The 18,867-nt window shown below is 72.2% G+C and carries 17 protein-coding genes; 11 read left to right on the top strand and 6 right to left on the bottom strand.

Translation table 11 applies throughout. The annotated features are described in order from the left end of the window. Positions 1-68 precede the first annotated feature (68 nt). The 7 genes from ACIPXB_RS18120 to ACIPXB_RS18090 all read left to right on the top strand — a co-directional run bounded on the left by ACIPXB_RS18120 (position 69) and on the right by ACIPXB_RS18090 (position 7,655). Positions 69-497 (top strand): hypothetical protein, encoded by a 429-nt coding sequence (locus tag ACIPXB_RS18120; protein ID WP_401450658.1) that lies wholly within the window; start codon positions 69-71, stop codon positions 495-497. A 19-nt stretch (positions 498-516) separates the two neighbouring features. Next, positions 517-2,829: a DUF6571 family protein gene (locus tag ACIPXB_RS18115; protein WP_401450656.1), complete on the top strand. Its 2,313-nt coding sequence runs from the start codon at positions 517-519 to the stop codon at positions 2,827-2,829. Then, positions 2,826-3,356: a hypothetical protein gene (locus ACIPXB_RS18110; protein WP_401450654.1), complete on the top strand. Its 531-nt coding sequence runs from the start codon at positions 2,826-2,828 to the stop codon at positions 3,354-3,356. The genes ACIPXB_RS18115 and ACIPXB_RS18110 overlap by 4 nt, the downstream gene beginning before the upstream one ends. Before the next feature lie 224 nt (positions 3,357-3,580). Then, positions 3,581-5,059, top strand: coding sequence for an MFS transporter (locus ACIPXB_RS18105; RefSeq protein WP_401450652.1), 1,479 nt, complete (start codon positions 3,581-3,583; stop codon positions 5,057-5,059). 31 nt (positions 5,060-5,090) lie between these two features. Continuing rightward, positions 5,091-5,291, top strand: a complete 201-nt coding sequence (locus ACIPXB_RS18100; protein ID WP_401450650.1) for a hypothetical protein — start codon at positions 5,091-5,093, stop codon at positions 5,289-5,291. After that, positions 5,288-5,731, top strand: coding sequence for a type II toxin-antitoxin system death-on-curing family toxin (locus ACIPXB_RS18095; protein ID WP_401450647.1), 444 nt, complete (start codon positions 5,288-5,290; stop codon positions 5,729-5,731). The genes ACIPXB_RS18100 and ACIPXB_RS18095 overlap by 4 nt, the downstream gene beginning before the upstream one ends. A 139-nt stretch (positions 5,732-5,870) precedes the next feature. Continuing rightward, positions 5,871-7,655, top strand: a complete 1,785-nt coding sequence (locus tag ACIPXB_RS18090; protein WP_401450645.1) for a DEAD/DEAH box helicase — start codon at positions 5,871-5,873, stop codon at positions 7,653-7,655. A 116-nt stretch (positions 7,656-7,771) separates the two neighbouring features. Here ACIPXB_RS18090 and ACIPXB_RS18085 read toward each other — a convergent pair whose 3' ends face one another. Beyond that, positions 7,772-8,845 carry a hypothetical protein gene (locus tag ACIPXB_RS18085; protein WP_401450643.1) on the bottom strand — a complete coding sequence of 358 codons (1,074 nt, stop codon included), beginning with the start codon at positions 8,843-8,845 and terminating at the stop codon, positions 7,772-7,774. Between the two features lie 466 nt (positions 8,846-9,311). Between ACIPXB_RS18085 and ACIPXB_RS18080 the strand changes: the two genes are divergently transcribed. Both ACIPXB_RS18080 and ACIPXB_RS18075 read left to right on the top strand, forming a co-directional pair. Continuing rightward, positions 9,312-9,953 carry an IclR family transcriptional regulator gene (locus tag ACIPXB_RS18080; protein WP_190182650.1) on the top strand — a complete coding sequence of 214 codons (642 nt, stop codon included), beginning with the start codon at positions 9,312-9,314 and terminating at the stop codon, positions 9,951-9,953. A gap of 268 nt (positions 9,954-10,221) precedes the next feature. After that, a complete protein-coding gene (locus ACIPXB_RS18075; RefSeq protein ID WP_401450640.1) occupies positions 10,222-11,019 on the top strand; it encodes a PDZ domain-containing protein in 798 nt (265 codons plus the stop codon). On the opposite strand, the gene ACIPXB_RS18070 is transcribed toward ACIPXB_RS18075, so the two are convergent. The 3 genes from ACIPXB_RS18070 to ACIPXB_RS18060 form a co-directional block, all read right to left on the bottom strand. Beyond that, positions 10,949-12,295, bottom strand: coding sequence for an MFS transporter (locus tag ACIPXB_RS18070; RefSeq protein ID WP_401450637.1), 1,347 nt, complete (start codon positions 12,293-12,295; stop codon positions 10,949-10,951). The genes ACIPXB_RS18075 and ACIPXB_RS18070 overlap by 71 nt on opposite strands. 68 nt (positions 12,296-12,363) lie before the next feature. Beyond that, positions 12,364-12,966: an ArsR/SmtB family transcription factor gene (locus ACIPXB_RS18065; RefSeq protein WP_401450634.1), complete on the bottom strand. Its 603-nt coding sequence runs from the start codon at positions 12,964-12,966 to the stop codon at positions 12,364-12,366. A 69-nt stretch (positions 12,967-13,035) separates the two neighbouring features. After that, entirely contained in the window at positions 13,036-13,506 is a 471-nt protein-coding gene (locus ACIPXB_RS18060; protein WP_401450807.1) for an Lrp/AsnC family transcriptional regulator, read from the bottom strand. 122 nt (positions 13,507-13,628) lie between these two features. Between ACIPXB_RS18060 and hppD the strand changes: the two genes are divergently transcribed. Beyond that, complete coding sequence (gene hppD, locus ACIPXB_RS18055) at positions 13,629-14,774, top strand: 4-hydroxyphenylpyruvate dioxygenase (protein ID WP_401450632.1); 1,146 nt, start codon at positions 13,629-13,631, stop codon at positions 14,772-14,774. A 399-nt stretch (positions 14,775-15,173) separates the two neighbouring features. Here the strand turns inward: hppD and ACIPXB_RS18050 are convergent, their stop codons facing one another. Then, entirely contained in the window at positions 15,174-16,754 is a 1,581-nt protein-coding gene (locus ACIPXB_RS18050) for a tetratricopeptide repeat protein (RefSeq protein WP_401450630.1), read from the bottom strand. Between ACIPXB_RS18050 and ACIPXB_RS18045 the strand changes: the two genes are divergently transcribed. Continuing rightward, complete coding sequence (locus ACIPXB_RS18045; RefSeq protein ID WP_401450627.1) at positions 16,731-18,119, top strand: FAD-binding oxidoreductase; 1,389 nt, start codon at positions 16,731-16,733, stop codon at positions 18,117-18,119. The two genes, ACIPXB_RS18050 and ACIPXB_RS18045, sit on opposite strands and share 24 nt — an antisense overlap. A 43-nt stretch (positions 18,120-18,162) precedes the next feature. On the opposite strand, the gene ACIPXB_RS18040 is transcribed toward ACIPXB_RS18045, so the two are convergent. Then, entirely contained in the window at positions 18,163-18,645 is a 483-nt protein-coding gene (locus ACIPXB_RS18040) for an SsgA family sporulation/cell division regulator (protein ID WP_401450624.1), read from the bottom strand. Positions 18,646-18,867: the final 222 nt, after the last annotated feature.

Genomic DNA, 18,867 nt, shown 5'->3' with positions numbered 1-18,867 from the left:
CGAACCGAGCGGGCCGCCCCGCCGGTCGCCGGTCGCTGGTCGCACACACCGAGAACGGGGAACATCGCATGTCCTTCGAGCAAGAGTGGTCCTCGGCGCGCTCCGGCGCCCACACCGGCGTGGCGATGCGGCTCAACCAGGTCGCCCCCGAACCCGGCGGCGGCAGCGGCGGCAAGGCCGATCTGAAGATCGAGGACGACCACATCGGGGCCATCGGCAGCGAGGCGTTCAAGCTGCACAACCGCCTCCAGACCGACGGCGACCACGCCCGCGTCGCCACCTTCGAGGGTGCGAACGCGCTCACACGGCAGAACTTCACCAGCGGCTCCGCCCTCCTCATGGTCCACGACCGCTGGAGCTCCCAGCTGAAGGTGCTCGTCGCCGCCTGCGCGAACATCTCCAACCACTGCGACTACACCGTCACCCATCACGAACACGAAGAGCGCGACCTCGTCACCACGCTCAACGCCTCGAAGATCAACGAGTACCTCAAGTAGCCGAGGAAGGCACGAGCGCATGCTGACGTTCGAGAACGTGATGAAGGCGCCCCTGGACCAGCTGAACACCGCGGTCACGGACTGGGGCGCGATGGTCAAGAAGCTCGACGAACTGGCCGAGTCGGCCCGTACGGGGATGAAGGCGCGCGCCGACAAGGCGGACTGGTCCGGCGTGAACGCCGACGTCACCAAGCCGTTCGTGCACAAGACGGCGAAGGAGTTCGAGGACGCCGCCAAGGAGGCCAAGGGCATCCACCAGCTGCTGTCGGACGGGCACACGACGATCAAGTTCGCCCGGGACCAGCTGAAGAAGGTCGTCGACGAGGAGGCTCCGGCGGCCGGGTTCCGCGTGGACGAGGCCGGCAAGGTCTCGGCGATCCCGATGGACCCCAAGACCGCGTACGCCGCCCGGCACGACCCGGACTACCCGGAGGTCCTGCGCAAGCAGGAGGAGAACCGCAAGGCCTGGCAGGCGAAGATCGACCGGCTGGTCGAGGACTGCCAGGACGCCGACGAATCGTTGGCCCGCGCGCTGCGCGCCAACGTCACCGACGACCACAACTTCACCGCGCCGAAGTACACCTCCCTGGACGGGGAGCAGGCCGACCGGGCGGCGCAGCTGATGAAGACCATCAGCAAGGACCCGGGCGGTACGGCGCGCAACGTGGAGGAGCTGCGCGAGCTGGAGGACCTGCTCGACGACAACCGCACGGACCCGGAGTTCTCGACCGCCTTCTACCGCACCATGGGTCCCGAGGGCGCGCTGGAGGCGTACGCCCGGATGTCGATCGACGCCTCCTCGCTGGGTGAGCCGGGCAAGGACCGGCTGGCGATGGTCGGCAACATCCAGAGCGACATGGGCGCGATGCTGGGTCTGGCGACGCAGAAGAACGTGCCGAACCACCTGGACGCGGCCTGGACGACCGAGCTGATGAAGGCTGGCCGCAAGCCGATGGACGTGGGCCGGGTGTCGCCGGTGTACGGCTACCAGGCGCTGGGCGCGCTGCTGCACGAGGGGAAGTACGACAAGGAGTTCCTGACGTCGGTCGGGCGGGACATGGTGGCGATGGACCGCCAGAACCCGAAGATCTGGGAGCACAACGCGCCGATCGACCCCAAGACGGTGCTCAGCCAGGGCAAGGACGGCAGCCGGGGGTACTACCCGCTGACCGGGCTGATGGACGCGATGTCCCAGAACCCGGAGGCGGCGACGGCGTTCTTCAACGAGCCGGTGCGGCAGGACAGCAACCGCGACGGGATCGTCACGACGGCCGACAAGGTGGTCGAGGGCCAGCACGGCAAGATGCAGGGCATGGTCGACTACATGCTGGACAAGGAGTCGTGGGCCGGCAGCTTCGACCTGGCGGTCGGACACCCGGGCGGCGGTGCGCTGCCGGCCCAGCAGGCCGTGGGCAACGCGCTGGAGGCGGCGGTCACCGGCCGTGCCATCCCGGGCGAAGAGGACGCCAAGCCGGTGCCGCACACCAAGGAGATGACGGATGTCATGGAACGGGTCGTCGAGAAGGTGGGCGACGACCCGGGCCTGGTAGCGGCGGATCCGGAGAAGAAGGGCGAGAAGCCGAAGCTCGGGGCGCTGGCGGGTCACTTCGGCAACATGACGGCGGAGTACATCGCGGACTTCCAGGCGATCGCCGAGAACGGCGGGAAGCAGATCAAGGCCAATGGCGTGATGGCGGAGTTCGATGAGGCGAGCGTGGCCCGCTTCCTCGGCGCGGTCGGTCAGGATCCAGAGGCATACGGCGTGATCACCAATGCCAACCAGGCGTTCACGGCGGTCCTGGTCAACGACGCCATCCAGCACCGAGACGGGCACAATCTTCTGGGCAGCTCCATAACCAACGCCGTCACACCGGGTGGGCAGATTGCAGGCATGATGACGGAGGCCCGCGCCCAGAACATGCATGCCGAGACCGCCCACAAGAACGAGGAGTACGTGAAGGGCGTCGAGGACGGCGCCAAGTGGATCAACCGCGGTATCACGGCTGCCGGCGGTAAGTACCTCGAACTGGTGCCCATCGCGGGCGACGTGGTGGAGTGGGTCCAGGAGGATGTCACCGAGCACTTCGTCGACAAGGCCAAGGAGGAAGGCAAGGAGAAAACGGCCAACACCGAGAAGGATGTCGCGGACATGTACTCCAAGGCAGACAAGAGAACTAGCCAGGCGGCGGAGAGCGCGGTGCGCAACTCTGCGGCTGGTTCGGGATTGTCCCAGCAGGAGATCGACATTCTGACCGGTGTGGCGTCCGCGGAGTCGTCGACAGCCCATTCGGTCGGCCGCAGCCTCGTGGCCAGCTCGAAGGGTCGGCCGTGAAGTCCACGCGGGCTGTTGCCGCCCTGCTGGCGGTCGGAGCCCTGCTGGCCGGCTGTTCAGGCGAGAAGGAGAAGGCCGCTGTTCCAGAGGCGCCGGAGAGGCTGTGCTGGGGGGCCTTCGAAGGCAAGGCGGTGGTGCCCCTGCTGGGCAGTGGAAAGAAGATCACTGATGAGTCCAGGGACACGTTCTCCTTGCCCGCCGATCTGAAGCAGGTCACGTGTCGGGTCGGGATGGACGGGGCGATCCTGTTGACTGCGTCGGCTTGGCGCAAGCCGCTGGGTAGTGACGCATTCTGGCAGTCCACCGATCCGCTGCATCCCGACAAGCTCGACTTCGGGCGCAAGGGCCTGGTATTCGACTCCGGTGCGCTGCTCCTCTACACCTGCCGGACCCCGACGGAGGCTTTCGAGCTCGAGCTCGACATCAGCTACACCGTGTCGGACCGCAATGACGCAAGGGCACGGAACACCCAGCTGATGAAGGACTTCCAGGCCTTCGCCAGCAAGGAGCTCCACTGCGCCCCGTGACGCAGAGACCCGAAGGTCGCCCGGTGCGTCACCCGGGTGGCCCAGGCCGGAGGCCGTGACCGGAATCGCGCAGGGGGTGGGCCGGGGTGTCGGGCGGCTGCCGGGCTGTGGTCAGCGGCAGCCGGAGCGGTGGCGACCCGGCCCCGGACCTACGTCCCGCGACCGAGGGGAAATCCGTCCGCTGGACAGGGGCCAGAAGCCGTCACGGACCTTACGCTGGGGCGATGAGCGCCTCCCTGGACCCCGCAGCCCCGCACATATCCGATCCCGCCCCGCCGGCACCGCCGCGGGGCGGGATCCTGGGGCCCGCGCACCGGACGCTCAGCATCGGGATCATCTCCGTCGTCTTCCTCATCGCCTTCGAGGCCATCGCCGTCGGCACCGCCATGCCGGTCGCCGCGCACGAGCTGGACGGGGTCGGGCTGTACGCGTTCGCGTTCTCCTCCTACTTCACCACCAGCCTCTTCGCCATGGTCCTCTCGGGCCAGTGGTCCGACCGCAGCGGCCCGCTGCGCCCCCTGACCGTCGGCATCGCCTCCTTCGCGGCCGGCCTGGTGCTGGCCGGGACGGCCGGCGCCATGTGGGTGTTCCTGATCGGCCGCGCCGTCCAGGGCTTCGGCGGCGGCCTCGTGATCGTCGCCCTGTACGTCGTCGTCAGCCGCGCCTACGACGAACGGCTGCGCCCCGCGATCATGGCGGCGTTCGCCGCGGGCTGGCTGGTGCCGTCCATCGTCGGACCGCTCGCCTCCGGAACCGTCACCGAGCACCTCGGCTGGCGCTGGGTCTTCCTCGCCATCCCGGTCCTGGTCGTCGTACCGCTGGCCGTCGCGCTCCCCGCGATCCGCCGGACCGCGTCCGGCCCCGTGGACCCGGGTGCGCCGCCCGTGCCGTTCGACCGGCGGCGGATCCGGCTGGCGCTGGGGATCGCGCTGGGTGCGGCCCTGCTCCAGTACGCCGCCCAGGACCTGCGGTGGCACTCGCTCCTGCCCGGTGCCGTGGGCGTCGCGCTGCTGGTGCCGGCGGTGCGGGGACTGCTGCCGCGCGGCACCTACCGGGCGCGGCGCGGGCTGCCCTCGGTGGTGCTGCTGCGCGGGGTCGCGGCCGGTTCGTTCATCGCGGCCGAGAGCTTCGTCCCGCTGATGCTGGTCACCCAGCGCGGGCTGAGCCCGACCCTGGCCGGGTTCTCGCTGGCGCTGGGCGGGGTGACGTGGGCGCTGGGCTCCTGGGTGCAGTCCAAGGGGCGCGTGCAGCCCTACCGCGAGCGGCTGATGGTGCTCGGGATGATCATGGTGGCCCTCGCCGTCGCGGGCGCGCCCGCCGTGCTCGTCGACGCCGTACCGGTGTGGACGACGGCCGCGGTCTGGGCCGTGGGCTGCTTCGGCATGGGCCTGGTGATCGGCTCGACGAGCGTGCTGCTGCTGAAGCTGTCGCCGCCGGAGGAGGCGGGCACGAACTCCGCCGCCCTGCAGATCTCCGACGCCCTCGCCAACGTCGTGCTGCTGGCCGGCGGCGGGGCGGCGTTCGCCGCGCTCGGCGGCGGCGCGGTGGGGGCGGCGCACACGCTCACCGAGGGCGCCGCGACCGCCTCCCACCCGGGTGCGTTCGTCGCCGTGTTCCTGCCGATGGCGGCGGTCGCCCTGGTCGGCGCGTGGGTCGCCACCCGCCTCCACGCGAAGCCGGCCGCGTCCGGGAAAACCGGCTGATCGGCCCGGCTCCGGGCGGTACCGTCGCCGGGTGAACGAGTTCATCCTGACCCTGTCCCCGGCCGAGCGCACCGCGCTCGACGACCTCGCCGACGCCACCGGGCGCACGCCCGAGGAGCTGGCGCTGGACGCCGTACGCGAGCGGCTGACCGCCGACCGGCAGAGCGTGGGGCGGCACGCCCAGCGGCTGGCCCTGCGGCACGCCGCCCTGCTGAAGCGGCTCGGCGCATGAGCGCCCGCGACCGGGCGGCGCGGCAGGCCCCCGAGCAGGTGCGCCACCTGACGCTCGCCGAGGTCACCGACCTCGCCGCGTACGCCTGCCTCGCCCGGGACCAGACGGTCGAGCTGCGCGCCCCGGGGCTGCTGGAGTCGGCCGTCCACCGGCCCCGGGCGCGCATGCTCGGCACGTCCGCGTACGAGGACCTGTACGAGCAGGCGGCCGCGCTGCTGCACGCCCTCGCCACCAACCACCCACTGGTGGACGGCAACAAGCGCACCGCCTGGCTCGCGGCCGTCACCTTCCTCGCCGTCAACGGGGCCGATCTGGCCGACGCCGACCAGGACGTGGCGTACGACCTGGTCATCGACGTGGCCTCCGGCGCCGAGGCCGATCTCCCGCGGATCGCCGCCCGGCTGCGCGCCCTGCACGCCACCCCGCACGCCGCCGTGTGACCCTCGCCGCACCCCCCGAGGTCACGGGCCTGTCCCGCCCACCGGGGCGGGCCCGCACCGGTAGGGTGGCCCGGTTGTCCTACGTACGACCGCAACAGCCTGCGCGTACCAGATACGCCGAGAGCCCGAACCGGAGACCGTGACTACTACCGCCTCCCACCACCTCTCACCCGCCTTCCCCGGCCGTGCCCCGTGGGGCACGGCCAGCAAGCTGCGTGCCTGGCAGCAGGGAGCGCTGGACAAGTACGTCCAGACCCAGCCGCGGGACTTCCTCGCGGTCGCCACCCCCGGCGCCGGAAAGACCACCTTCGCGCTGACCCTCGCCTCCTGGCTGCTGCACCACCACGTGGTGCAGCAGGTGACGGTCGTCGCCCCCACCGAGCACCTGAAGAAGCAGTGGGCCGAGGCCGCGGCCCGGATAGGCATCCGGCTCGATCCCGAGTACTCGGCCGGGCCGCTGAGCAAGGAGTACCACGGCGTCGCCGTCACTTACGCCGGCGTGGGCGTACGGCCGATGCTGCACCGCAATCGCTGCGAACAGCGCAAGACCCTCGTCATCCTCGACGAGATCCACCACGCCGGTGACTCGAAGTCCTGGGGCGAGGCGTGCCTGGAGGCCTTCGACCCGGCGACGCGCCGGCTGGCCCTGACCGGAACCCCCTTCCGGTCGGACACCAACCCCATCCCCTTCGTCACGTACGAGGAGGGCAACGACGGGATCCGGCGCTCCTCCGCCGACTACACCTACGGGTACGGCAACGCGCTCGGCGACGGCGTCGTCCGGCCGGTGATCTTCCTGTCGTACAGCGGCAACATGCGCTGGCGCACGAAGGCCGGCGACGAGATCGCCGCCCGGCTCGGCGAGCCCATGACCAAGGACGCCATCTCGCAGGCCTGGCGTACGGCGCTGGACCCGCGCGGCGACTGGATGCCGAACGTGCTGCGCGCCGCCGACCAGCGGCTGACGGAGGTCAGGAAGGGCATCCCGGACGCGGGCGGCCTCGTCATCGCCTCCGACCAGGACTCGGCGCGCGCCTACGCCAAGCTGATCCGGGAGATCACCGGCACCAAGGCCACCCTCGTCCTCTCCGACGACACCGGCGCCTCGAAGAACATCGACACCTTCAGCGGGAACGACGAACGCTGGATGGTCGCGGTCCGGATGGTGTCCGAGGGCGTCGACGTACCGCGCCTCGCGGTCGGCGTCTACGCCACGACCATCTCGACGCCGCTGTTCTTCGCTCAGGCGGTCGGGCGTTTCGTACGTTCACGCAGGCGCGGCGAGACCGCGTCCGTGTTCCTTCCGACGATCCCCTACCTGCTCGGCTTCGCCAACGAGATGGAGGTCGAGCGCGACCACGTCCTCGACCGGCCGAAGAAGCAGGGCGAGGAGGACCCGTACGCCGAGTCCGAGAAGGAGATGGAGGAGGCGAACCGGCAGGAGGACGAGGACACCGGCGAGGACGAGCAGATGTCCTTCGAGGCGCTGGAGTCCGACGCCGTCTTCGACCGGGTCCTCTACGACGGCGCCGAGTTCGGCATGCAGGCGCACCCGGGCAGCGAGGAGGAGCAGGACTACCTCGGGATCCCCGGTCTGCTGGAGCCGGACCAGGTGCAGCTGCTGCTGCAGAAGCGGCAGTCGCGGCAGATCGCGCACAGCCGCCGCAAGCCGGACGCGGCGGCGGACCTGCTGGAGCTGCCGGCGGAGCGGCGGCCGGTGGTCTCCCACAAGGAGCTGCTGGAGCTGCGGAAGTCGCTGAACACGATGGTCGGCGCGTACGTCCACCAGAGCGGCAAGCCGCACGGGGTGATCCACACCGAGCTGCGCCGGGTGTGCGGCGGGCCGCCGAGCGCGGAGGCGACGGCGGGGCAGCTGCGGGAGCGGATCAAGAAGGTTCAGGAGTGGGCGACGCGGATGCGGTAGCCCGCGTCGTCCTGCGGAAGGTACGACGGGGTCCGTGCGGAGGTTCGCACGGACCCCGTCGGCGTGTGTGCGCCGGAGCCGGGGGGCTACGGCGCTACGCGCTCACGCGTCACACGTCACGCGGTGGGGCGGCGACGGCGGCCGGTGCCGGCGACGAGGGCCGCGCCCATGGCCAGGGCCACGCCGGAGGCGCCGAGGGCCCAGCTGGTGGCGGCGTCGGAGCCGGTCTCGGCGAGCTGGCCGCCGCCGGTCGCGGTGGTGCCGGTGCCGGTGCCGGTGTTGGGGGCGACGATCGGCGTGGTGGTGGTGCCACCGTTGGGCTTGGTGGTGTTGCCGCCGCCGGTGTTGCCCGTATTACCGGTGTTGCCGGTGTTGCCGCCCGTGCCGCCACCACCGGTGACGATCTTCGAGCGGTACATGACGCTGTCCGACCAGATCTCCTCGCCCTCGGTCAGGCTGAAGCCGACCGTGTGCAGGCCGATGCCGGTGGCCGGGGTGCCCTTGGAGAACTTCAGGCGCAGCTTGATGTCGACGCTGTCCTTCTTGGCGATGGGGCCGTTGCCGATGAAGAGGCCGTAGGCCTCCTCGGAGCCGTAGGCCTCGACCGGGTACCAGTCGAAGTACCCGCCGTCGCCCTCGACGTACGCCTCCAGGTGGATCTGGTCGGCGTTCATCTTCAGGGTGTCCGTGGCGATGAGGTTCAGACCCAGGGCGTAGTCCTCCAGGTCGCCACCGGCGGAGTTGTCCACGTGCAGGGTGAACGTCTTCCAGTCGCCGCCCGCGGTGAAGCTGGACGGCACGCCGCTCAGCGTGACCTTCGGGCCGTTGGCGACGAACTCCTCGTCGAGGTCGAGGTCGAGCTCCTCGTCGGCCTTGGCCGCGGGCGCCGGCGTCTGCGGCTTCTCCGCGACGGGCGGGGCCGGGACCGCCGGGGGCTGCACGGCGGGCTGCGCCGGCACCGGCGGGGTGACGGCGGCGCCGTCCTTGGCCGGGGTCTCGGCCGCCGGGGTCTGCGCCGCCGGGGTCTCGGTCTTGGTCTCCGGGGCCGCGGCGGGCGAGCCGTCGCCCTTCGGCTCGGCGTCCGGGACGATGACGGCCGGGTTCTCCTGGGCCATGGCCGGCGAGGCCATCAGGACCGTCGGACCGGCGACGGCGGCAGCGGCCGCGAGGGCCACGTGCTTGAGCTTCATCTGTTGCTGCTCCCCCTACAGGGGCGCCGGGCACGCTGCTCCGGACCACCCACTCACTTTTTGAACAGGATCAGGGTAATCGGCAGGTAAAGCGGTTTTCGGCCACGGCGGATCACAAGTTGAACGCAATACCAACAGTCATTCCGGGAGAAACGGACGAAGGTGGCGCGGGGCGCGGGCGGTGCGTAGGTACGGCCCGGCATGGACCCGAAGTCGCCATGAACGGCCGTGGACGCGGTCGCGTACCCGCGCATAACGGTTGACGGCGCCCGGATTCTGGACGAGCCCTTCCGCTCAGCGGACCCGCTCGCTACTGTCCCCGCATCGAACGCCCCGTGGCAGAGCCGCCGCGGGAGCGCAGCCGGTGCCATGGCCTTACCGGCGGCCTCTCCGTGCGTCGCCGAAAGGGACCGGCACGCTCCGCCCGTGAGAGTCACCCGCCGCTCACCACAGAGGGAGAGGCGTCGTGACCGCGGAGACCTCCCAGACTCTCGACCGAGGGCTCAGGGTCCTCAAACTGCTTGCCGACACCGACCACGGGCTGACGGTCACCGAGTTGTCCAACCGACTCGGCGTCAACCGCACGGTCGTCTACCGGCTGCTGGCCACGCTGGAGCAGCACGCCCTGGTCCGCCGCGACCTCGGCGGCCGCGCCCGGGTCGGCCTCGGCGTGCTGCGGCTGGGCCGCCAGGTCCATCCGCTCGTACGGGAGGCCGCGCTGCCCGCGCTCCGCTCGCTCGCCGAGGACATCGGGGCCACCGCGCACCTGACCCTCGTCGACGGTACGGAGGCGCTGGCCGTGGCCGTCGTCGAGCCGACCTGGACCGACTACCACGTGGCCTACCGGGCCGGGTTCCGGCACCCGCTGGACCGCGGGGCCGCCGGCCGGGCCATCCTGGCCGCCCGTCAGGGCTCGCTGACCGAGCCGGGCTACACGCTGACCCACGGCGAGCTGGAGGCGGGCGCCAGCGGCGCCGCCGCGCCCCTGGTGGGCATCACGGGCCTGGAGGGCAGCGTCGGCGTGGTCATGCTCGCCGACGCCGTGCCCGAACGGGTCGGCCCCCGCGTGGTCGACGCGGCCCGCGAGGTGGCCGACGCCCTCCGCTGACCGAAAATCGACGTTTGCAGCCCGACGGTAGGGGGAACGGGCGCCACCATTCGTGCCCGGTGGCCGCGCACGAGCCCGGCCCTCGGCCCCCGCCCGGCCCTCGGCCCCCGCCCGGCCCTCGGCCCCCGCCCGGTGTCGGCCGCGGCCGGGCGGCCCCCGGGCTTCGGGCGGTCCGGCCCGCGGTGGGCCCGGCGGCCACCGCTCCGTACGTCCGCACGCGCGGACCGCCGCTCCCGGTCCCGTCGCGGTGGGCGGTTAGATTGGCCGGGTGCTCACTCGCCTCTCACGTCTGCCGCGTCCCGCCGCCCTGGCCATCTGCGCGGCGCCCCTGGCCGCCCTGCTCGCCGTAGCGGTCTTCGCGCCGCTGCCCTTCGCCATCGCACTGCCCGGGCCGACGGCCGACGTGCTCGGCTCCGAGGACGGCAAGCCCGTCATCAGCGTCAGCGGCGCGCCGACCCGCGAGACCTCCGGCCAGCTGCGCATGACCACCATCAGCGCCACCGGCCCCTCCGACAACACCAACCTCATGGAGCTGGCCCGGATGTGGTTCCGCACCGACCGGGCCGTCATGCCCAAGGAGGCCGTCTACCCGACGGGCGGAAGCGACGAGGAGATCGAGAAGCACAATCTGGAGGAAATGACCTCCTCGCAGACGACCGCCGCCAAGGCGGCCCTCGGCTTCCTCCACAAGAACCCGGACGACGTGAAGGTCGACCTCAACCTCGCTGGCGTCGGCGGCCCCAGCGCCGGCCTGCTGTTCTCCCTCGGCATCGTCGACAAGCTCGACGGCGACGGCAGCGGCGGAGACCTCACCGGCGGGCGCAGCATCGCCGGTACGGGCACCATCGGCGCCGACGGCGAGGTCGGCGCGGTGGGCGGCGTGGCGCTGAAGACCCAGGCCGCCCGCCGGGACGGCGCGACGGTGTTCCTCGTACCGGCGGCGGAGTGCTCCGACGCCCGCGCCGACCTGCCCAAGGGCCTGCGGCTGATCCCCGTCACTTCGCTGTCGGACGCGGTGAACTCTCTTCGCGCGCTGAACCGTGGGGGAGAGGTTCCGTCCTGCTGACGGCGGCGGCCGGCCGCCGGTCCATCTCCCGCCAGGCCGGGAAGACCAGCGGCGAGAGCGTGGTCAGCAGGTAGAGACCGCCGAACAGCAGCAGCGCCGACGTCAGCCCGAAGCCCTCCACCAGCAGGCCCGCCGCGAGCCCGCCCAGCGGCATCGTCAGCTCGCACCCGGCCGTGGTCACCCCGGCGACCCGGCTGCGCAGCGCGTCGGGGATCCGCTCGTACATGACCGTCGTCAGGACCGGGTTGAGAATGCCCGCCGTGAGCCCCGCCAGGGCCATCGTCACCGCGAGCGGCAGCGTGGTGTCGGTCAGCGCGGCCATCAGGTAGCGCGGGGCCCCCGAGATGAGGAAGGCGACCGCGAACACCGTCCGGCGCGGCAGGCGTTCGCCGTACGCCCCGTACAGCAGGGCGCCCAGCAGCGCGAACCCGCCGAACAGCGAGATCAGCAGCCCCACGGCCGCAGCCCCGCCCAGCTCGTCCCGGCCGTGCACCGGGAGCAGCACCGAACTCCAGCCCTGGTCCATGCCGTTGGTCATCATGACCATGAAGGTGATGCCCAGCAGCATCCGGCTGCGGGCCAGGAACGCCCAGCCCTCGCCCAGTTCGGCCCGGTACCCGGCCAGGGTGATCTTCCCGGCCGCCTTCTGCGGCTCGGCCGCCGCCACACCCCGCACCCCGAAGGCGACGAGCGCCGCCGAGACGGCGAAGGTCGCCGCGTCCAGCAGCAGCACCGCCTCGGCGCCGAGCACGGCGATGAGCAGGCCGGCCACGGCCGCCCCGATCATGCGGGCGCCGCGCGAGACGGCGTCGTAGAGACCGGCGGCCCGCCCGAGGGTCGTGCCCGCCTCCTCGGCGAGGTGGGGGAAGAGGACGTAGCGGGCGGTCAGGCCCGGCGTGTGGACCAGCCCGCCGACCGCCATGAGCGCGCAGAGCATCCAGAACTGCAGCAGCCCGGCGTAGTGCAGCAGCGGGATCGCACCCACCGCGACACCGCAGACGGCGTCGGAGGCCACCGAGACCCGGCGGCGGCCGAGCCGGTCGATCACGGGCCCGCCGATCAGGGCCGCGACGACGACGGGAAGCGTGGCGCAGAAGGCGACCACGCCCGCCCGGCCGGCGCTGCCGGTGGTCTGGAGGACGAACCAGGGGACGCCGATGAGGGTGAGCGAACTCCCCGCGATGGACACGGTGTTGGCGGCCAGTACGGCGGCCAGCGGGCCCCGGCGGCGCACCGGGCCGGGACCGGCTGTCCCGGCGGTGCTGATGGCGTGCATGCAGAACTCCTTCGGGAGGCGGAGAGGGCGGCGGGGGCGGCGGGGGGTGGCGGGGGCGGCGCGCGCCGCTACCTGTCGGCGCGCGGGAAGACGTGGACCTGCACCCGCACCGACTCGACGCCCTCGGCGCCCGGGGCGTCCCCGTCGGGGACGCCGTCGGGGACCCGGTCACGGAAGCTGTCGATCACGGCGTGCAGCTGGTGGATGAGGTCCAGCGCCTGCTCGGGGCCGAGCCGCAGCGTGAAGTCGCTGAGGTCCGAGCCGCGCCGCCACGCGAGCGGCCAGTGCTGTGCGCCGCCCAGCCAGCGGTTCAGCTCCTGGGCGTGGATCGAGGCGACCTGCTGGAGGAAGACGTCGGCGGCGCCGCGCACGGCCGGGTCCGGGTCGTGGATCAGGTTCTCGTCGAAGAGCGTGCCGTCGTGGGCGGCCCGCCACCAGCGCTCGCGCCCCTTGCCGCGCTCGGGGGCGTCCACGACGAAGCCGTGCGCGGCGAGCTGGCGCAGGTGGTAGCTGGTGGCGCCGCTGGACTCGCCGAGCCGCTCGGCGAGGCGGGAGGCGGTCGCCGGTCCGTGGTGCCGCAGCGCGCTCAGCAGCCGGATGCGCAGCGGGTGCGCGAGGCCGCGCAGTGAACGGGCGTCGAGCGTGCGGATGTTGAGCTCTCTGTCGGGCACGGACGCGACGGTAGAGTTGCAAAGACTCCTATGCAACGCCTTTTTTGCACGCGGTGCCCGGCGGCCGGCTCAGTCGTCCTCGGCCGCCTGCTCGACCAGCGGGATGATCCGCAGGGGTACGGGGTTCTCCATCACGATCGCGGTCGACGCCCGCACGATGCCCTCGAACCCCACGACCCGGTCGATCACGCGCTGCAGGTCGGCGTTCGAGCGGGCGACCAGCCGGCACAGCATGTCCCCGTGCCCCGTCGTGGTGTGCAGCTCCAGCACCTCCGGGACCCCGGCCAGGTGCGCCCGTACGTCCGCACCCTGCCCCTGCTTGATCTCCAGCGTGGCGAAGGCGGTCACCGGGTAGCCCAGCGCCGTCGGGTCCACCTGCGGGCCGAAGCCGCGGATGACCCCGTTCGACTGGAGCCGGTCCAGCCGGGCCTGGACCGTGCCGCGCGCGACCCCGAGCCGGCGGGAGGCCTCCAGGACGCCGATCCGGGGCTCACGGGCCAGAAGAACGATGAGCCTGCCATCGAGATTGTCGATGCCCATGAGGAGCCCTTCGCTGGTCATACTGCACAGATACTCCAGCCATGCTGGGACCGAGCTGTACATCTTGTCCAGGCAAAATGGAAACTATTGCGCAGCTTGTGGTTCGGCGGGACTCTGCGCTCATGACTGAGACCCTGCATCACACCCCCGACACCGCGCGTGAGGCCGACCCCTTCCCGGTGAAGGGCATGGACGCGGTCGTGTTCGCCGTGGGCAACGCCAAGCAGGCCGCCCACTACTACTCGACCGCCTTCGGCATGAAGCTCGTCGCCTACTCCGGACCGGAGACCGGCAGCCGCGAGACGGCGAGCTACGTCCTCACCAACGGCTCGGCGCGCTTCGTGATGACCTCGGTCATCAAGGCGACGACCGACCACGGCCGCTTCCTGGCGGAGCACGTCACGGAGCACGGCGACGGCGTCATCGACCTGGCCATCGAGGTGCCGGACGCGCGGGCGGCGTACGCCTACGCGGTCGAGCAGGGGGCGCGGGGTCTGGAGGAGCCGCACGAGGTGAGCGACGAGCACGGCACGGTCGTCCTCGCGGCGATCGCGACGTACGGCCAGACCCGCCACACCCTGGTGGAGCGGTCGGCGTACACCGGCCCGTACCTGCCCGGCTTCGTGGCCGCCGAGCCGATGGTGGCCGCGCCCGCCAAGCGGACCTTCCAGGCGATCGACCACTGCGTCGGCAACGTCGAGCTCGGCCGGATGGACGAGTGGGTCGGCTTCTACAACAAGGTCATGGGCTTCACGAACATGAAGGAGTTCGTGGGCGACGACATCGCGACCGAGTACTCGGCGCTGATGTCGAAGGTGGTCGCGGACGGGACGAAGAAGGTCAAGTTCCCGATCAACGAGCCGGCGATCGCGAAGAAGAAGTCGCAGATCGACGAGTACCTGGAGTTCTACGGCGGCCCGGGCGTCCAGCACATCGCGCTCGCCTCGAACGACATCGTCGCGACGGTGCGGTCCATGCGGGCGGCGGGCGTGCAGTTCCTCACGGTGCCGGACACCTACTACGACACCCTGGGCGAGTGGGTCGGCGACACCCGGGTCCCGATCGACGAGCTGCGCGAGCTGAAGATCCTGGCGGACCGTGACGAGGACGGTTACCTTCTGCAGATCTTCACCAAGCCGGTGCAGGACCGGCCGACGGTCTTCTTCGAGATCATCGAGCGGCACGGGTCGATGGGCTTCGGCAAGGGCAACTTCAAGGCGCTGTTCGAGGCGATCGAGCGGGAGCAGGACAAGCGCGGCAACCTGTAATTCCGGGTTCCGGGCCAGGGCAACCCACCCCCGGCCCGGACCGGACCCCGGGCGCCCGGCCCCCGCGCCTCAAGCGCCGGCGGGGCTGCCTAGGCATACCGAGGCTTCGCCCCGAGCCGGAAACGGGCGCTCCGCGCCCGTGCGCTCAAACGCCGCGCAGGCTGGAATTGCCACCCCAGCCCCACCGGGCATCCTCCAGCGCCGCCAGGCCCCACTCCAGCCCCGCCGGCGTTTGAGGCGCGGGGGTGTGGGGGCGGAGCCCCCGAAACCGGGCTCGCCGGGCAGCCCTCCAGCGCCGCCGGCCCCCAGTCCAGCCCCGCCGGCGTTTGAGGCGCGGGGGAGTGGGGGCGGAGCCCCCGTACGGTTGGTGTGTTCTGCGCCCGCCGGGCACCGGAAGGGCTACGGCGCGGACTTGGGGACCACCGTCACCTCCGGTTGGACCCACCGGCCCCGGGGGCGGACGTTCTCCGGGCCGCCCGGGGGCGGGTTGCCCAGGGCGGCCAGGGCCTGCTTCGCCAACGGGGCACGCAGCGGCGAGAACCGCGGGTTCGTCCGCAGCGCCTCCTCGAAGTGCCGCCGCGCAGCCCCCGCGTCCCCGAGCGACCGCTCGATCTGCGCCCGGTGGTAGGAGAACTCCGCGCTCCGCAGCCCCAGATCGGTCGCCTTCTTCGCGTACTCCAGCGCCTCCTCGTCGTCCCCCGCCCGGTGCAGCGCCCATCCCAGCGCGTCCGCCACCTGCACGCTCTTGTGCCGCGCCCACTCCGCCGTCAGCCGGGTCACCGCCGCCGTCGCGTCCCCGTGGTCCGCCTCGTACAGGCCCAGCACCACCGACTCGTTCACCCCGTGCGCGGTCCCCCGCGCCACCAGCCCGCCGAGCTTCGCGTACGGATCCTTCGCCTCGTCCGTCCGCCCGCGCGCCTCCAGCAGTTCGCCCAGTTCCAGCGCCAGTGCCGGCACCGCCGCCCGCCCCAGCGCCATCCGGTAGTCCCGTACGGCCTCCCCGTCCCGCCCCAGCGCGGCCAGCACCCGCGCCCGGCCGCCCAGCGCCGCGCCCGAGCCCGGGTCGGCGCGCAGCGCGCCCTCGAACTGGCGCAGCGCCTCCGACGGCTCCCCGCGCTCCCACGCCAGTTCGCCCAGCCGGTACAGCGCGTACCCCTTCTCCGCCGGCGTCTTCGCCGCGCCCGCGCCGTGCTCCATCGACAGCACCGCGTCCTCGCGCCAGCCGTGGTCGCGGTAGACGGCCGAGGCCCGCGCGTACGCCGTCAGCCCCGGCCGCAGTTCGAGCAGCCGCTCCAGCGCCCTGTCGGCGGCCTTGTAGTCGCCGAGCCCGCTGTACGCGTCCACCAGCACCGGGTACGCCGTCCAGTGCTTCGGCGCCTGCGCCCGGACCAGCTCGCCCCACTTCTTGGCGGTCCCGTAGTCCCGCCGGGCGTTGGCCAGCGTGCCCATGCCCGTCATCGCGTCGAAGTTGTCCTTCTCCGCCGGCCGCAGCTCCAGCGACTTCTTCAGCGCCCGCTCCGCCTTCGGGTACCAGGCCGAGTCCGCCGTCCGCCGGGCCTGCTCCAGGTACGCCGATCCCAGCACCGCCCACGACGCGTCGTCGTCCGCGTGCTTCTTCAGCCACGCCTCGCGGTCGGTGACCAGGGCCGTCAGTTCCATCGCGGCCACCGGCGAGCCCATCCCCACCGCCGCCGCGGCCCGCTGGCTCGGCCCGGGCGGGCGCGCGTCGTCGTCCTGCCGGGCCGGCCGGATCAGCAGCGCGCCGGCGATCAGGACCACGGCGACCGCAGCCGCCACGAGCGTCTTGCGGCCGGTGAAGGTCACGGGCGGCGCCGGGTGCGAATCCTCGTCCATGTCCATGCGCTCACTGTGCGTCAATATGAAGAGCGCGCGGCGGTGTCCGAAGAGGGTCGCGGCACGGTTCACACCGATGGCCCCGAGTGCCACGCTGACCTCATGGATCCCAAGGACGATCTCCACGCCAGGCTCCACACCGCCCTCCGGACGGGTCTGCCCGACGCGGCCCTGCACACCGATCCGCAGGTGACCGCCTCCTACGCCACCGACATGGCCAGCTTCTGCGCCGCCGGCACCCCGGCCGCCGTCGTCATGCCCCGTACGGTCGAGCAGGTCCAGCACGTCATGCGCACCGCCACCGCCCTGGGCGTCCCGGTCGTCCCCCAGGGCGCCCGTACCGGGCTGTCCGGCGCCGCCAACGCCTCCGACGGATGCATCGTGCTCTCCCTGCTCGCGATGGACCGCATCCTGGAGATCAACACCGTCGACCGGACCGCCGTGGTCGAACCGGGCGTCGTCAACGCCGTCCTCTCCCGGGCCGTCGCCGCCCAGGGCCTGTACTACCCGCCCGACCCCTCCAGCTGGGAGCAGTGCACCATCGGCGGCAATATCGGCACCGCCTCGGGCGGTCTGTGCTGTGTCAAATACGGCGTCACCGCCGAGTACGTCCTCGGCCTCGACGTGGTCCTCGCCGACGGGCGGCTGCTGCGCACCGGCCGCCGCACCGCCAAGGGTGTCGCCGGATACGACCTCACCCGGCTCTTCGTCGGCTCCGAGGGCAGCCTCGGCATCGTCGTCCAGGCCGTGCTCGCCCTGCGCCCGGCCCCGCCCCGGCAGCTCGCGCTCGCCGCCGAGTTCCCCTCGGCCGCGGCCGCCTGCGCCGCCGTCTGCGCGGTCATGGAGGCCGGGTTCACCCCCTCCCTGCTGGAGCTGATGGACCGCACGACCGTCCGCGCCGTCAACGCGCTGGGCCGCATCGGGCTGCCCGAGAGCACCGAGGCGCTGCTGCTCGCCGCCTTCGACACCCCGCACGCGCCCGACGACCTCGCCGCCGTGGGCGCGCTGTGCACGGCGGCCGGGGCCACCGCCGTCGTCCCCGCCGAGGACGAGGCGGAATCCGAACTGCTGCTCCAGGCCCGCCGGATGTCCCTGACCGCCCTGGAGGCACTGCGCCCGGCCACCATGATCGACGACGTGTGCGTGCCGCGCTCCCGGCTCGCCGAGATGCTCGACGGCACCAGCGCCATCGCCGGCCGGTACGACCTCACCATCGGCGTCTGCGCCCACGCCGGCGACGGCAACACCCATCCGGTGGTCTGCTTCGACCCGGCCGACGCCGACGAGGCCGCCCGGGCCCGCGCCTCCTTCGACGCGATCATGGCGCTCGGCCTGGAGCTGGGCGGCACCATCACCGGCGAGCACGGGGTCGGTGTACTGAAGAAGGAGTGGCTGGCCCGTGAGCTGGGCCCGGTCGGACTGGAGCTCCAGCGCAAGGTCAAGGAGGCCTTCGACCCGCTGGGACTGCTCAACCCCGGCAAGCTGTTCTGACGGCGGCGCCCCGGCTCCCGCTCCCGCGTCGTCGTGACGGTGTTCATGCGTCGCCCTCCCCGGAGTCGTCCGAGGGCCACGGGTCGCGCAGCCACAGCTCGTCCGCCGGGGTCGGGGTCAGCAGCTCCGCCAGGGCGTCGTCCAGGCCCAGCAGGGCGGCCTCGTCCCCCGGCGGCACCACGCGCAGGGTCCGCTCCAGCCACGCCGACACCGAGGCGGCCGGGGCCTCCAGCAGGGCGTCGCCGTCGGGGGAGCTGAGCGCCATGCACAGCACCGCCCTGTGGTCGACCTTGGTGGGCCAGATCCGCACGTCCCCGTGCCCGCACGGCCGGAACACCCCCTCGACCAGCAGCTCACGGGCGAAGGTCCAGTTGACGGGGGTGCTGGACCCGGTGTGGAAGGTGATGTGCACGGCGTACGGGTCGTCGGCGCGGTAGCTCAGCCGGGCGGGGACGGCGACGCTGCGCTCGGGGGACAGGACCAGCTTGAGCTCCAGCTCGCGCTCGATGACGGGGGAGTGGTGCATGGGGTGCCTCGCTTCGGTTCAGTTCGGCTCGGTGCGGTGCGCGCGGCCCGGTCCGGGCCCCACACCCGTGAGAGCGCCGGGACGCCCGGTTGTGACGCGACTTCGCGAGGTTTTCCGAAAACTGGCCGGATTCTGTCGGCTGACCGAAAAAGGCCTTCGGGCTCCCGTTCCCCCGAAGGCCTGGATTCTCCCGTTACCCGGCCTGCCGGGGCGGGGTTCTTG

Origin of the sequence: Streptomyces sp. NPDC090022, assembly GCF_044748145.1 — a bacterium.
Taxonomy (GTDB): domain Bacteria; phylum Actinomycetota; class Actinomycetes; order Streptomycetales; family Streptomycetaceae; genus Streptomyces.
This window is presented reverse-complemented; position numbering and strand designations above follow the sequence as displayed.